General features: G+C 62.3%; 11 protein-coding genes and 1 tRNA gene. 9 read left to right on the forward strand and 3 right to left on the reverse strand.

What is annotated here, in order from left to right:
* Window positions 1-400 precede the first annotated feature (400 nt).
* The 6 genes from HMPREF9465_RS07870 to HMPREF9465_RS07895 all read left to right on the forward strand — a co-directional run bounded on the left by HMPREF9465_RS07870 (window position 401) and on the right by HMPREF9465_RS07895 (window position 8840).
* Window positions 401-3508: a molybdopterin-dependent oxidoreductase gene (locus tag HMPREF9465_RS07870; protein WP_005435795.1), complete on the forward strand. Its 3108-nt coding sequence runs from the start codon at window positions 401-403 to the stop codon at window positions 3506-3508.
* Window positions 3509-3531: 23 nt separating this feature from the next.
* Entirely contained in the window at window positions 3532-4428 is an 897-nt protein-coding gene (locus tag HMPREF9465_RS07875; protein WP_005435797.1) for a 4Fe-4S dicluster domain-containing protein, read from the forward strand.
* Window positions 4429-4441: 13 nt separating this feature from the next.
* Window positions 4442-5167 carry a cytochrome b/b6 domain-containing protein gene (locus HMPREF9465_RS07880; RefSeq protein ID WP_005435800.1) on the forward strand — a complete coding sequence of 242 codons (726 nt, stop codon included), beginning with the start codon at window positions 4442-4444 and terminating at the stop codon, window positions 5165-5167.
* A gap of 212 nt (window positions 5168-5379) precedes the next feature.
* Window positions 5380-6264 carry a formate dehydrogenase accessory protein FdhE gene (locus HMPREF9465_RS07885; protein WP_005435801.1) on the forward strand — a complete coding sequence of 295 codons (885 nt, stop codon included), beginning with the start codon at window positions 5380-5382 and terminating at the stop codon, window positions 6262-6264.
* A 55-nt stretch (window positions 6265-6319) separates the two neighbouring features.
* Window positions 6320-7201: a formate dehydrogenase accessory sulfurtransferase FdhD gene (gene fdhD, locus HMPREF9465_RS07890; protein ID WP_005435802.1), complete on the forward strand. Its 882-nt coding sequence runs from the start codon at window positions 6320-6322 to the stop codon at window positions 7199-7201.
* Window positions 7202-7571: 370 nt separating this feature from the next.
* A complete protein-coding gene (locus HMPREF9465_RS07895) occupies window positions 7572-8840 on the forward strand; it encodes a dicarboxylate/amino acid:cation symporter (protein WP_005435803.1) in 1269 nt (422 codons plus the stop codon).
* A gap of 248 nt (window positions 8841-9088) precedes the next feature.
* Here HMPREF9465_RS07895 and lplT read toward each other — a convergent pair whose 3' ends face one another.
* Window positions 9089-10420 (reverse strand): lysophospholipid transporter LplT, encoded by a 1332-nt coding sequence (lplT, locus tag HMPREF9465_RS07900; RefSeq protein WP_005435804.1) that lies wholly within the window; start codon window positions 10418-10420, stop codon window positions 9089-9091.
* A gap of 240 nt (window positions 10421-10660) precedes the next feature.
* On the opposite strand from lplT, the gene alr reads away from it, so the two are divergent.
* From alr to HMPREF9465_RS13465, 3 genes are all read left to right on the forward strand, one after another.
* The gene (alr, locus tag HMPREF9465_RS07905) at window positions 10661-11743 is read left to right on the forward strand and encodes an alanine racemase (RefSeq protein ID WP_005435805.1); all 1083 of its coding nucleotides are present in this window, start codon (window positions 10661-10663) and stop codon (window positions 11741-11743) included.
* A gap of 20 nt (window positions 11744-11763) precedes the next feature.
* Complete coding sequence (gene radA / locus HMPREF9465_RS07910; protein WP_005435806.1) at window positions 11764-13161, forward strand: DNA repair protein RadA; 1398 nt, start codon at window positions 11764-11766, stop codon at window positions 13159-13161.
* A gap of 126 nt (window positions 13162-13287) precedes the next feature.
* Window positions 13288-14046, forward strand: a complete 759-nt coding sequence (locus tag HMPREF9465_RS13465; RefSeq protein WP_005435813.1) for a hypothetical protein — start codon at window positions 13288-13290, stop codon at window positions 14044-14046.
* A 102-nt stretch (window positions 14047-14148) separates the two neighbouring features.
* Here HMPREF9465_RS13465 and HMPREF9465_RS07920 read toward each other — a convergent pair.
* A tRNA-Leu gene (locus tag HMPREF9465_RS07920) sits at window positions 14149-14234 on the reverse strand.
* A gap of 63 nt (window positions 14235-14297) precedes the next feature.
* Window positions 14298-14864, reverse strand: coding sequence for a hypothetical protein (locus HMPREF9465_RS07925; RefSeq protein ID WP_005435814.1), 567 nt, complete (start codon window positions 14862-14864; stop codon window positions 14298-14300).
* Between the last annotated feature and the right edge of the window lie 130 nt (window positions 14865-14994).

The raw sequence follows: 14994 nt of genomic DNA on the forward strand, positions 1-14994 counted from the left end.
AAGAGAAGGGCGCAGTGGCGTTTTCCGCAAACGCTTCGGGCAGGCGGACTTGAAAACCTGAGAATACCGTGAATGCGGTATGCCGGCCATGTGATCTTTGGACAACTCGCTATTTTCATTGTGAATAGCGGGGCTCTCCTGCAGAAATGAGTTTCCCGTTGAAGACCCTTCGTCAGAAGTACCTCTCAGGTGGTAGATGTATTAAAGCTAAGGGAGGGGGCTTTTGGTTGAAAACTACTGCGAGAGTAGGGTTGTCATGAATTCGACATGAGGGCAGACTCTCTGTGTCGACGGAGTCCCCCTCTGTCATGACGAAAATCACCGCCGCGATGCGCCGCCCCTGATTCGGTGCATCGCTCATGCGACGGCAAGAACAACAACTTTCCAAGAAGGATCCCCCATGGAAGTATCTCGCAGAAGTTTTCTCAAGCGTGGTTTGCTTCTCGGCGGCGGTGCTGCGTCCGGTCTTGCCGGCGCGGCTGCCCATGCGGCCGGCGGCTCCAAGAAGCCCTACAAGCTCACCAGCGTGAATGAAACGACGAACATCTGCTGCTACTGCTCAGGCGGCTGCGGCACGATCTGCTCGACGCGAAACGGCGAACTCATCAATCTTGAAGGCGACCCGGATCATCCGGTCAACCTTGGTGGCCTGTGCCCGAAGGGCGCCGCCATGTGGGGCCTTCGCAACATCGTGACGAAGGATCGCCGCGCCCAGCTTCATCCGGACCGCGTGCTCTATCCGATGGTTCGCCGTCCGGGCAGCAAGACCTGGGAGCGTCTTTCCTGGGATCAGGCCGCTCTTGAAATTGCCAGGCACGTCAAGAAGACTCGCGACGCCACCTTCGTCGAGAAGGAAGGCGACGTGACGGTCAATCGCTGCGACGGCATCGCCAGCCTAGGCGCCGCCCAGCTTAACAACGAGGAAGGCTGGCTCGTGCAGAAGTTCGCGCGCAGCCTCGGCGTCCTCGCCATCGACAACCAGACCCGCGTCTGTCACTCTTCGACCGTTTCCGGTCTTGCGCCGTCGTTCGGCCGCGGCTCCATGACGAGCCACTGGTGCGACTTCGCCAACTCCGACGTCATCATGTCGATCGGTTCGAACAACGTCGAAAACCATCCGCTCTCCTCCCGCTGGGTCGAGCGCGCCCAAGACAAGGGTGCCACGTGGATCGTGGTCGATCCGCGCTACTCCCGTTCGGCCGCCCGCGCCGACATCTACGCCCGCATCCGTCCGGGCTCCGACCTTGCCTTCTACGGCGGCCTGATCAACTACATCCTGCAGAACGACCTTTTCCAGAAGGAATACGTCCTGCACTACACGAACGCCGCCTGCCTGCTGCGTCCCGACTTCAAGTTCGACGTCGATCACGGCCTCTTTTCCGGCTGGGATCCGGAAACGAAGCGCTACGACAATGAAACCTGGGGCTACGACGTCGATCACAAGGCCGTCTGGGACACTTCCGAAGGCTCCGCCTTCGCCTGGGTCAACCGTCCGGGCACGCCGAAGTTCAAGACGCCTGACCTCAAGGTCCTCAAGCGCGACATGACCCTTCAGGATCCGAACTGCGTCCTCAACGTCATGAAGCGTCACTATGCCCGCTACACGCCCGAGCTCGTCACGCGCGTCACCGGCATGGATCCCGACGTCATGAAGAAGGTCTGGGAGGTCTTCGCCTCCACCGGCCGTCCCGACAAGGCGGGCTCCATCCTCTACGCCCTCGGTCAGACGCAGCACACCTACGGCTCCCAGAACTGCCGCGCCATGTGCGTCATCCAGCTTCTGCTCGGCAACATCGGCATAGCGGGCGGCGGCATCAACGCCCTTCGCGGCGAACCGAACGTTCAGGGTTCGACCGACGTCGGCGCAAGCTCGCATCAGGCTCCCGCCTATCTCTCCTGGCCGACCGGCAAGGCTCACCCGAAGCTCGCCGACTATCTTTCGAAGGAAACGTACGCCGCGGGCTACTATGCCAACAAGCCGAAGTTCTGGATCTCCCAGCTTCGCGAATGGTTCGGCGCCAACGCCACGGTCGAGAACGACTACTGCTACGACCTGCTGCCGAAGATCAGCCCGAAGCTCGACTACGGCGACTACTCCACGATCATGTCGTTCAACGACATGCGCGACAACAAGATCAAGGGCTACTTCTGCTGGGGCATGAATCCGATGCATTCCACCCCGAACGGCAAGCACGCCCGCCACTCGATGGCCAACCTCGACTGGCTCGTCGTCGCCGACTGGTTCCAGACGGAGACCTCGACCTTCTGGGAAGCTCCGGACATGAAGCCCGAGGACGTCAAGACCGAGGTCTACTTCCTTCCCGCCGCGCTCATCTATGAAAAAATCGGCTCCATCAACAACTCCGGTCGGTGGATCCAGTGGCGTGAAAAGGCCATCGAGCCGCCGGGAGAATGCCGTTCCGACTTCGAGATGATGATGCTTCTCTGGAAGAACATCGTCGAGCTCTACAAGAAGGAAGGCGGCGCCTGCCCGGATCAGATCCTGAAGACGAACTTCGACTACACGATCGACGGCAAGCCCGATCTGCGCGCCCTCTGCTGGGCCCTCAACGGCTACACGGTCGGCGACGGCAAGCTCCTCAAGGGCTACGGCCAGCTTCAGGCTGACGGTACGACCGCTTGCGGCATGTGGATCTTCTCGGGCTACTACAACAACGAGTCCCAGAAGCTAGACCCGATGAAGCAGCCGATGACAAACCGCTCGAAGGAAGACCCGACCGGTCTCGGTCTCTTCCCCGGCTGGTCCTTCGCCTGGCCCGCCAACCGCCGCATCCTCTACAACCGCTGTTCCGCCGACCCGAAGGGCAAGCCCTGGGATCCGAAGCGCGTGCTCGTCGAATGGGACGGCAAGAAGTGGCTCCAGAACGACGTGGGCGACTTCGTCACGGCCAAGGCCCCCGACGACAACGCCTTCTTCATGACCTGGGAGCAGAACGCCCGTCTCTTCGCCTACTCGATGGCCGACGGTCCGCTGCCCGAGCACTTCGAACCGCATGAGGCTCCGGTGAAGAACCTCCTCAACGGTGCAGGCGGCAACCCGTGCGCTCGCTTCACGGAGGACCCGTCGGTCCGCCGCGGCAGCAGCAAGGACTACCCGTACGTGGTCACGACCTACTCCGTCGTCGAGCACTGGCAGTCCGGCACGCAGACCCGCAACATCCCGTGGCTCAACGAACTCATCCCGAGCAACTTCATCGAGCTTTCCGAAGAGCTTGCGAAGGAAAAGGGCATTCGTCCGGGCGACAAGGTCCGAGTCTGGAACAACCGAGGCTCCGTCGTGGTCGACGCCATGATCACCATCCGCATGAAGCCGATGATGATCGACGGCAAGCTCACGCACGTGGTCGGCATGCCGCACCACTTCTCCTGGGCGACGAAGCTCGCCACCGGCGACAACGTGAACGACCTCACTCCCAACGTCGGTGACCCGAACTCGTACATTCCGGAATACAAGGCGTTCCTTGTCAACCTTGAGAAGGCAGCCTGACGGCGTGCCAATGGAGATGAATGATGGCAAACACTAAAGAAGTCGCCATGCTGTTCGACTCTTCGCACTGCACCGGCTGCAAGGGCTGCCAGGTTGCGTGCAAGCAGTGGAACATGCTTCCCTCGAAGCTCGGCCTCAACGAGAACAAGTTCTCGGGCACGTATCAGAACCCGCCTGACCTCAACGGCGACACGCGTCTCGTGATGACGTTCGACGAGAAGGAGTCCGGCAACAAGTACCAGCCGATCAACTTCGCAATCGGCCGCCGCTCGTGCTACCACTGCACGGACGCCGCCTGCGTTGCGATCTGCTCGTCCGGCGCCCTCTACAAGAAGGAGAACGGCGTCGTCGCGTACGACACGGACAAGTGCAACGGCTGCACGTACTGCCAGTCCGCCTGCCCGTTCGACGTGCCCCGCTTCCGTCCGATGGACGGCTGCGTGGACAAGTGCACGCTCTGCATCGACCGTCTCGAAGAGGGCGGCATCCCGGCCTGCGTCAAGACCTGCCAGCCTGAGGCGCTCAAGTTCGGCCCGCGCGACGAAATGATCGCGCTCGGTCAGAAGCGAGTCGAGTTCCTCAAGAAGAAGGGCTTTGACAAGGCCGAGCTCTACGGCGTCAACGAGATGGGCGGTCTGCACGTGCTGCAGGTCTGCCAGTTCGGTCACGAAGCCTATGGCCTCCCGACCGATCCCAAGCCCAACAAGATGATCGGCATGATGAACGCCATGCGCACGGTGACCGGTGTCGGCACCGCTGCGGTGCTCGCCGGCCTCGCCGTTTCCTTCGTCGCCGCCACCGGCTACCGCCGCGAAAAGGTGACCGTCGAGGAAGCCAAGAAGCACTGGACGCCTGAACAGCGCGCCACCGCCGATCGTGAAGTCAAGGAGCTTCTTGAAAAAGAAGCCTCCGGCAAGTAATAGGAGACTCAGAATGACCAGATACATTCAGCGTCACTCTCTGCTCACCCGCGTGACTCACGGCGTTGCCGCCGTCGCCTGCATCCTGCTCGCGGTCACCGGCGTGTTCGTGTTCGTTCCGAGCCTCGGCGGCGGCATTATGGGCGGTGAGTTCACCCAGACCATGCGCATGCTCCATCGCGTCCTCGCGGTTCCGTTCATCCTCGTTCCGCTCTTCGCCGTGCTGAAGTCGCCCGCCGGCTTCGTGCACCTCTTCAAGGAGGACATCTTCGGCAAGTGGGACAAGGACGACGTGACCTGGGCCATGAAATTCCCGTTCTATCTGTTTGCGCCGGGCAAGGTTCACATGCCCCCGCAGCACCACGTGAAGTCCGCCCAGCGTCTCGCCGACGGCGCCCTGCTGTTCTTCTGCATCATGCTCGCGCTCTCGGGCATCGTGCTCTGGCTCAACACGGGTTTCCCGACCGGCTCCGGCCTCAAGGTCGACTTCGCCCCTGAAACGCTGCTTCTTGCACACCTCGTGCATGACGTGTTCTTCTTCCTCACCGTCTTTGTCGGCATCGCCCACATCTATCTCGGCGCCGGCATCTTCCAGCCGTATCGCGGCACCGCCCGCATCATGTTCGGCGACGGCAAGGTGAGCGAGTCCGACGCGGTCTACCACTGGGGCTACTGGGCGAATGAGGAAATCGCCCTTGGCAAGAACGTGACCGTTGAAAAGGACGGCAAGGAAAAGTAAGGGGAAGCTTTTCCGAACTCTCCGAAAGAGCCGCCGGTGCTTCTGCGACGCCGACGACCCCCGGACGGGCCCCGCAGGGGGCTCGTCCGGAAAGAGGCCTCTAGAGACTTGGAGACCTCTTTCCGGACGCCCGAAGAGGCGCCGAATCCACAATCAGAAAACGCGCATTCCGGGCTTACGGCACGGAGTGCCTTGAAAAAAAGGAAAGTCACATGCTCAACCGCAAGTCGATCGAAAGGGCCCTTGCCCGTGCCGCCGGTCACCAGGACGAAAGCGTCGTCGCGCGTCTCGCGCTCTTTGCGCCCGCGCTGCTCAAGGCGGCGGATCTGCGCGCACAGCTTGCCGCTGAAGCTCCCGAGTGGACTGACGAAGAGATCGAGGCCGCCCGTCTGGGCAAGGAGACGCTTCTCTCGCTCCGTCCCGTCAGGATTGACTCGGAGCGCTTCCTGCAGACGGTCGACGCCATCGCGGCGGCCCTTCTCGACAACGACGAGATCGAGGGCGACATGCTCGAAGCCTGCCGAGCCATCGACTGGAGGCGCTTTGCGTCGGCTGAGCTCCTTGAGAGCGCAGGTCGCGATCCGATGGGGTATCTCCATGCCGTCGAGGTGCACGCGGGCGAGGACGACCTTCTTGACATCTTCCTTCTTCCCGTGCTCGGCCTCGCGCTTCGCGTCTTCCTTGACGAGGCGGCCGACGAAGGCAGCCGCCGCATCGCCAGAACGGGCACCGACACGACGCATCACAACCGTCCGCTTCACTGCCCCGTCTGCGGCTCCGACGCCGCCGTCGCGAGCGTGACCGACACGCCGCTCAACGGACACGTCAAGCAGCTCTGGTGCACGTGCTGCGGCGCACACTGGGTCTTCGAGCGCATCCGCTGCGCCGTCTGCGGCGATCAGGCCGTGTCGGACCTCTCCTACATCCATGACGAGACCGACGAAACGCGCCGCCTGCACGTCTGCGCCGGCTGTCATGCCGCCTTCCCGACGATCTTCGCGGGAGAGGAGCTCAACTTCTGCGCCGACGTCGAGCAGATCGTCATGACGGGGCTTGAGCTCTTCTATCAGAACGCCGTTGAGGGCAAGGAAGCCTGAGGATCAATATTTCCGCAACGAGACGCCGCTGGCACGAAACGCACGGGAGACGAACATGGGATGCGCTTATTTGAACAAGGCCGAACACGCGCTTTCGACCGCCATTGAGGCGGGGACCTGCATGCCCGTCTCCATGGGCGGCGTCGAGCGTCTGGGGGCCCGCGAGGTCGAGGTCTTTCGCATGAATGCAGACGAGCCTGCGCTCGACTGGGTGGCAGAGGAGGTTCCCGTTGCGCTTGTCTACAACGGCATCTCGCACGCCGTCATGATGGCCTCTCCCTCGATGCTCGAAGAATTCGCGCTCGGCTTCTCGCTTGCCGAGGGCATCATTCCCGACGCCTCGCATCTCTATGCCTGCGAGGTGCGCGAGGCCTGCCGCGGCGGCATCGAGGTGGACCTCACGATTTCGTCCGAATGCTTCTGGAAGCTCAAGGACCGCCGCCGCTCGATGACGGGCCGCACGGGCTGCGGCATCTGCGGCGTCGAAAGTCTTGGAGAGGCCGTGCGCGAAAAGCGGGTCGTGCCGCACGAGCAGACCTTCCCGATGGCGGCCTATGCCGACGCCCTCGGCTATCTGGAGCGTGTCGAGCGCCTCGGCGGCATCACGGGCTGCACCCACGCCGCCGTCTGGGTTCGTCCCGACGGAAGCTTTGCGGGCGGCGCCGAAGACGTCGGCAGGCATGTCGCGCTTGACAAGCTGCTCGGTCTTCGTGCCCGCAGGGGCTGGCGTGACGGCGCGCTTGTCATCAGCTCCAGAGCCTCCTACGAAATGGTTCAGAAGGCGGCCATGTGCGGCGTCGAGATCATCTTCGCCGTCTCCGCACCGACGGCGCTCGCCGTCGAACTTGCACGAGAGTGCGGGATCACGCTTGCGGCCTTCTGCCGTCGCAGCCGCGCCAACGTCTACTCCCATCCCGAGCGCCTCATTGGGCTCTGAGAGAAAAAGGGCGAAGACGGAACAAGTTGTCTTGGAATGCCTTCCGGTTTTTCCTTTTTCTCCGGAAGGCCTTTTGACAGGCGGAGGACTGGTCTCACGGTCTTCCGCCTCTTTTTCGTCTGTTGTCGTCAGAAGGCGGCGTTACCCTGCGGGGCAGACGCCTTTGGATTACGGTGAGTCGAACTAGGCAGTTGTGCTTAGATGGATCGGTTCGCTACTGCTGCAAGCCGGGAAAACATGCCTGATTTTTGTTGACGCAAAATGAGGATGCGGGGATATACCTGAGCGAGTTGCTCGGGTATACACTTCGAAAAGACTGTTGCGGTTCCGCAGCACTGCAGTTTTTCAAAAACAAGAAGGAAACTCCCAGATGACTCAATCCCCCGACGAAGCCAGGCCCCGCGTCAAGGGTTCCCAGACCGCCATGGCGGCCGCCTATCTCGTTGCGATCGTGCTCGGCGTCTGCAGCGGCCTCTGGGGCGGCGAGACGATCCATGCATTCGCGGACTTCGTGAGCTCGATCTTCATTCGCCTCTTCAAGTTCATCAGCATTCCGATCATCGCCGTGTCGATCATCGCGACGCTCGCCTCGATCTCCCGTTCGAGCGAGTCTGGCCGCATCTTCCGCCACACGATCTTCTACACGCTCTTCACGACGATTCTGGCGGCCACGCTCGCCGCCGTCCTCTACGTCGCCATGTCTCCCGCCAACGTCGCCATGACGGCGGGCGCCATCGCGCCGCAGGTGGCGGAGCACTCCTATCTCGAGTACATCCAGTCCGTGATTCCGGATAACTTCCTGGCGCCGTTCCTCTCCGCGAACGTGCTCTCTGTCCTGCTCGTCTCCGCCGCCATCGGCATCGCAATCTCCCGCCTGCCGCGCGACAGCCGCTCGCAGGAGGTGCTGCTCGCCTTCTTCACGGGCGCTCAGGAGGTCCTCTTCATTCTCGTGAAGTGGCTCATCCGCGTGCTTCCGATCGGCATCTTCGGCTTCATCTCCGCGCTTGTCGTTGAGATGAACAAGGGCGTTGAGATCGGCGGTCTCGGCACCTATTTCGGCGTCATTCTCGCCGCCAACTTCATCCAGATGCTCGTCGTGCTGCCGCTTCTCATGCTTGCCCGCGGCGTCAATCCGATCCGCGTCGCCAAGGGCATGGCGCCTGCGCTTGCCGTCGCCTTCTTCTCGAAGTCCTCCGCCGGCACGCTGCCCGTCACGATGTCCTGCGCGGAAAACAACGTGGGCGTCGCTCGCCCCGTCTCCCGCTTCGTGCTGCCGATCTGCACGACGATCAACATGAACGGCTGCGCCGCCTTCATCCTCGTTACGGTCGTCTACCTGATGCAGAATGCGGGTGCCGAGGTGACGCTGCCGATGCTCGCCGCCTGGATCCTGATCTCGACCCTCGCGGCCGTGGGCAACGCAGGCGTTCCGATGGGTTGCTTCTTCCTTTCGGCGAGTCTTCTCGCAAGCATGAACGTGCCCATCATGCTCATGGGCGTGATCCTGCCCTTCTACGCCGTCATCGATATGATCGAAACGACGCTCAACGTCTGGTCCGACTCCACGGTTGCAGCCATGGTGAACCATGATCTCGGCAAGGATGAAAAGGATGACGAGGCAGTTCCCGCCGCCGTATAAGACAGGGACTTTCTCCTGACGTCTTCAGGCGGACCGTTCTCCCGACGTGGAGGCGGTCCGCTTTTTCTTGTACTCGCGTTTCCTAAGGCTTTGAGGGGGCTTTCGATGGGGGGCAGGTGGTTGCTGTGTTGTTTGCTGGCGAGGAGAGGGCGTTTGGCTTTTTGCGCTTCATGGCTGGGAGCCATGAACGGAAACGTGCCCGTGCTGTCGTGCAGGGCCCGTTCGGGAGGGTGCCTTGGTGATGCTGATCAGTGCTCTTCAGTCACGTGGCGGGTGCTTTCGCCGATCAGGTGGGTGCTGTCGTACTCGGCCTGATTGCGGCGGTGCTTGAGGATGACGAGCAGCATGGAGATGCTCACGAAGACGCCGAAGATCATCATCGTGGCGGGAACCGAGAGGTCGGCCTTGATGAGCAGGGAGTAGACGCCGAGCATCACGAGGATGGAGGAGTTCTCATTGAAGTTCTGCACGGCGATGGAGCGTCCCGCGCTCATGAGGACATGGCCGCGGTGCTGCAGGAGCGCGTTCATCGGAACGACGAAGAAGCCCGCGCAGATGCCCACGAGGATCATGATGAGGCCGGCGATCATGACGGCCCAGGAAAGCTCGAAGCCGAAGAGCGAGAGGCCGCCTGCGGGCGCAATGTCGCGCGTGAAGTAGGAGGCGCCCACGACGAGCACGCCCATGCAGATGCCCATGGGCAGAACGTTGAGGGACTTCTTGAGAGGAACCTTGGCGGCGGCGAGGAAGGCGCCGACGGCGATGCCGAGGCTCACGACGGCCTGCATGACGGCACCCTGAGAGAGATCCATGCCGAGCGCGTGGTCGCACCATTTGAGAACGAGGAACTGAAGCACTGCGCCTGCGCCCCAGAAGAGCGTCGTGACGGAGAGGGAGATCTGACCGAGACGGTCGCTCCAGAGAAGACGGCAGCTCTTGACGAAGCCCTTGATGGAGTCGACGGGGTCGAACTTCTGCGGGGGATAGCGCACGCCCGTGTCGGGAATGGCGAGGTTGACGGCCGAGGCGGCGAGGTAGACGAAGGCGATTGCGAAGATGGCGGCCTCGGCAAAGCTCGACAGGCCGAGAGCATCAAGATGGAACAAATCGAGGATGGACTGTGCGATCTCAGGCTTGATGAGAACACCGCCGAGCACAACGCCGAGAATGATGGAACCAACCGTGAGGCCCTCGATCCAGCCGTTGGCGACAACGAGCTTCTGCGGCGGGAGAAGCTCGGTGAGAATGCCGTACTTCGCGGGCGAGTAGGCCGCAGCGCCCACGCCCACGATCGCGTAGGCGAGAAGTGGGTGGCCGCCGAAGAGCATCAGCAGGCAGCCGACCGCCTTGACGAAGTTCGTCAGGAACATGACGCGGCCCTTGGGCATCGAGTCTGCGAAGATGCCCACCCAGGCGGCGAGGCACACGTAGCTCACCACGAAAAAGAGCTTGAGGAGCGGCGTCATCCAGTCAGGAGCGTTGATGCTCGTCAGAAGGGCGATGGCAGCGATGAGCAGTGCGTTGTCGGCCAGAGACGACAGGAACTGCGCGCACATGATGGTATAGAAGCCGCGGTTCATAAAAGCCTGTGAATGAGCCTGAATGGTTGGAGGTCAATCCGTTAAGTCTACCTTGCCTGAGGGCGTACGTAAACATTCGGTGCAAATTCCTTTCGAGAACGGGGAGAGGCGGGAGGTGGGCCGAGTCACTTTCAAATTGTGAAATTCGAACGAATCGCGGCGCAGGCGAGTAACATTAACGGGTTTCTGCACGAGACGCCCCGTGCGGGTTCCCTTGACTTATGAAAGAAGAGTATTCGAGTGCCCCGTCCCATATACGCTGAAATTGATATTCAGGCGCTGAAGCACAATCTTGCCCGCCTTCGTGAGAGTGTCGGCGATCGCACCCTCTGGGCGGTCGTCAAGGCCAATGCCTACGGCCACGGTCTTGAGAATGCCGTCGAGGCCTTCGCCGATGCGGACGGCTTTGCGACCATCGACCTGTGCGACGCCGAACGCGCGCGCCGCGCGGGCTGGCACAAGCGCGTGCTGCTTCTGGAGGGCTTCTTCGATGAAACGGACATCGAGCCGCTTCAGGACCTTGACGTCGAGACGGTCGTCCACTCCATGTGGCAGATCGACATTCTCAAGCGTCTCCAGCTGCGTGAGGTGAAGGTTCACATCAAGGTGAACTCGGGCATGAACCGTCTGGGCTTCCTGCCCGTCGAGGTGGGCACGATCTACGACCTCCTCACGTCCATTCCGGGCGTGAAGGTGATGGGCGTCGTCACGCACTTTGCCAACGCCGAGCCGAGCTATCTCGGCGATGCGCCCGCATCGGTCTCCCGACAGCTCACCCGCATGGGCAGGCTCGCGCATTCCGCCACGGCGGCCTGCATGGCCAACTCCGCTGCCATCCTCTGGCATCCCGAAGTGGGAGGTGACGGCGTGCGTGCGGGCGTTGCGCTTTACGGCGTGAGCCCTGACTCCCACATTTCCTCCGAGGAGCTCGGCCTCATTCCCGCCATGACGCTCTCGGCGAAGATCATCGCCGTTCAGGAGATTGCGCCGGGCGAGGCCGTGGGCTACGGCTCGCGCTGGATCGCCAAGCGTCCCACGCGCGTGGGCATCGTTGCCTGCGGCTACGCGGACGGTTATCCACGTTCGATGCCCGACGGCTCTCCCACGTGGGTCGAGGGCGCCATCGCGCCGCTCGTGGGCGCCGTCTCGATGGACATGCTCGAGATCGACATCACCGACATCCCGTCCGCAGGCCTCGGCAGCCGCGTGGAGCTCTGGGGCAGGCACCTGCCCGTCAACCGAGTGGCGGCCGCTGCAGGCACGATCGGCTATGAGCTCATCTGCGCGCTTGCACGCCGCGTTCCGCTTCAAATCAAGCACTGACAACCGACATACGGCAACCGATGGCACCTCGCACGACCAAGACCAGAACCGAATTCGTCTGCAATGAGTGCGGCGGCACGACTGCCAAGTGGCAGGGACAGTGCCCGCACTGCAAGGCCTGGAACACGCTCCAGGAGTTCAAGGTGTCGCAGGGCGCCGCCGCCCGCTACGGTGCGGGCTCCCCGCGCTCCGCAGGCGGCTTCGTCGACACGACGGGCTCCCTGCAGGACCTCTCCGACGTGGCGATCGAGGAGATCCCCCGCACCGTGACGGGACTCGGCGAATTCGACCGAGTCATGGGAGGCGGGCTTGTGAAGGGATGCGTCGCCCTGATCGGCGGCGACCCCGGCATCGGCAAGTCGACGCTTCTGCTGCAGGTCATGGCCAGACTCGTCGAGCTCGGCCATTCGGCGCTTTACGTTTCGGGCGAGGAAAGCCCCACGCAGATCGCGCTCAGGGCGCAGCGCCTTCAGCTCGAGCCCCGCGGCCTCACCCTCATGAGTGAAATCGAGCTCGAGCATATCGAGAGCGTGATTTCTAGCCGCAAGCCCGAGTACGTCGTGATCGACTCGATCCAGACCATCTTCTCAAGCCAGCTTGACAGCGCGCCGGGTTCCGTTTCTCAGGTGCGCGAGTGCGCCGCAAGACTCACGCGCATGGCCAAGACCGTGGGTACGACCCTCATCTTCGTCGGTCACGTCACCAAGGACGGCTCTCTTGCCGGTCCTCGAATTCTCGAGCACATCGTCGATACGGTGCTCTATTTCGAGGGCGACCAGCACTCGAACTTCCGTCTCGTGCGCGCCTTCAAGAACCGCTTCGGCGCCGTGAACGAGCTCGGCGTCTTCGCCATGACGGATCACGGTCTTCGCGGCGTGACGAACCCGTCGGCCATCTTCCTCTCCGAATACAAGTCCGACATTCCCGGGTCGAGCGTGCTGGTGACGCAGGAGGGCACTCGCCCGCTTCTCGTTGAGATTCAGGCGCTCGTCGACGCCACGCACCTGCCCGCGCCGAGGAGGCTTGCCCTCGGCGTGGACTCGCAGCGCCTTGCCATGCTTCTTGCGGTCCTGCACCGCCACGCGGGCGTGGGCTGCTTTGATCAGGACGTCTTCGTCAACGCCGTGGGCGGCGTGAAGATCTCGGAGCCAGCGGCCGATCTCGCGCTTTTGTGCGCCATCTATTCGAGCATTCGAAACAAGCCCCTGCGCCGCGGTCTCGTTGTCTTCGGCGAAGTGGGCCTCGCCGGAGAAATCAGGCCTGCGCCCAGAGGTCAGGAAAGGCTTCGTGAGGCGGCGAAGCTTGGCTTCGCAAAGGCCGTGATTCCGCGCGCCAATGCGCCGAGAACGCCCGTCGAGGGCCTCGAGGTCATTGCCGTCGACCGTCTTTCCGATGCGCTGGCGGCCGCTGTCGAATAGCCTTTGCCGGGCGCAAAGTTTTCTTACACGCGAATGATTCTCTTTGCTTAAAATGGGTAGACACTTGTCGGCGCCTGAGGGCGAAGCCTGTCGCTTCGCGAGGCGCCGGCCTCACAGGAATTCAAAATGACGACTTTTACCAAGCTCCTGCCGCCCGAAGCGGCCCCTGCCCAGCCCATTCTCGCCCGCGCCAAGCAGCTCGTTCTCACGTCCGCCCAGCGCATGGCCTGGGAGGACTCCTTTGAAACGCCCGAAGGCGTGATCGCCGTCTCCGTTGAGGAAAAGCGCCCGCTCTTCGTCAACGACGTTTTCGTTGACGACGCAGGCCAGTTCTGGGTCGTGCGTCCCGCCGTTGAAAAGGTTCTTCACGTGACGGGCGACCTGCGCACGATGCAGGAGGCCGTCGGCGCCCTCATCAACCGCGGCGTCGAAGTGGCCGAAGCTCCCGAGGGCTTCGCCGTTCGGCCGCTCCCGAACATCGCCAAGATGCTCGGCATGATCGGTCTCGAGGTCACCGAGGTCGAAGAGGCCTTCGAACCCGTCCGCATCGAGCGTCATGCAGGCGGTTGCGGCTGCGGCGGTCATCATCACCATCACGGCGAAGAGGAATGCGGCTGTGGCTGCGGCGGGCACCACCACGACGAGGAAGAGTGCGGCTGCGGCTGTGGCGGCCATCACCACCATCATGCCGAAGAGGAATGCGGCTGCGGTTGCGGCGGTCATGACCATCACCACGAGGAGGCGTGTGGTTGCGGCTGTGGCGAACATCATCACCACCATGAAGATGAGTGCGGTTGCGGCGAGCACCACCATCATCATGACGGTAAAGAGCATCATCACCATCATCACGAGGAAGGCGCCTGCGGCTGCGGTCACAAGCACTGACTTGTGAAGGGGGGCGCACGGCCGCGCCCCATTTGCCCTGCGGCGGGCTGAATGAAGAAAAGGGAGACACTCGGAAGCGTCTCCCTTTTCTTTCTTAATCCTTGGTGCGGGGAATCGGACTCGAACCGACACGCCTCAACGGCGTCAGGACCTAAACCTGGTGCGTCTACCAATTTCGCCATCCCCGCACGAACAACGCATTCTACAGGAATTCAGGGCGCGGATGTCCTGACCTTGAGCCTGATGGCGTGTCATTCGGCGGGAGCGCCCGTCCTGCTTGCATCGTAGACCTCGAGACGGGCGCGGTTGTACTCGGCCCAGGTCATGGCGCCCTTGAGAAGCGAGGACTGCAGGGCGGAGATTTTTGGATCGACCATTTCACGGGAATGGCGCGCAAGCTTGATGAGGTGGGCGTCTCCCGAGGAGATCATCAGGCTGCGGGTGTCCTCGTTGAGCTTGTGCAGGCTTGCAAAGACGCGCTCAGCGACGCGTCGCGCCTCCGGGGTGATGCGCGAGCCGTCCTTGAGGTGAGCTTCCGTCATGCCCGAGGGCAGGCAGGGCGTCTTCGCATAGTAAGGACGGTTTGCTGGCGAGGTGCAGATGGCGCGTATGTCCCTTGACACCTGAGCGATCCTCTCGTTGTAGAGTTCGTTGTCGGTGGTCTTTGCAAAGCGTTCTGCGGTCGTGTGACGGCGGGTACTCGTGACTTCCTGTTGCGTCCCCGCATCAGTGTTCGTCCCCCTGGGCGCAGTTGCGCAGCCTGCAAGAAGGGAGAGCATGGCGAAGGAGATGGTCAGAAGGGAAAGACGGGACCGCATGGTTCTGAAGGCAGGAGGAAGATGAGGGCCGGCGCAGGCCGGATTGAACGGGAGAAAAATTCTAGCAAGCTCGAAAGAGCCTCGTCGCAGGAATTGTAAGCAATTGGCCGTGCGGATGCGGAGGAAGGCG

This window comes from Sutterella wadsworthensis 2_1_59BFAA, from assembly GCF_000297775.1.
Classification (GTDB): Bacteria; Pseudomonadota; Gammaproteobacteria; order Burkholderiales; family Burkholderiaceae_F; genus Sutterella; species Sutterella wadsworthensis_A.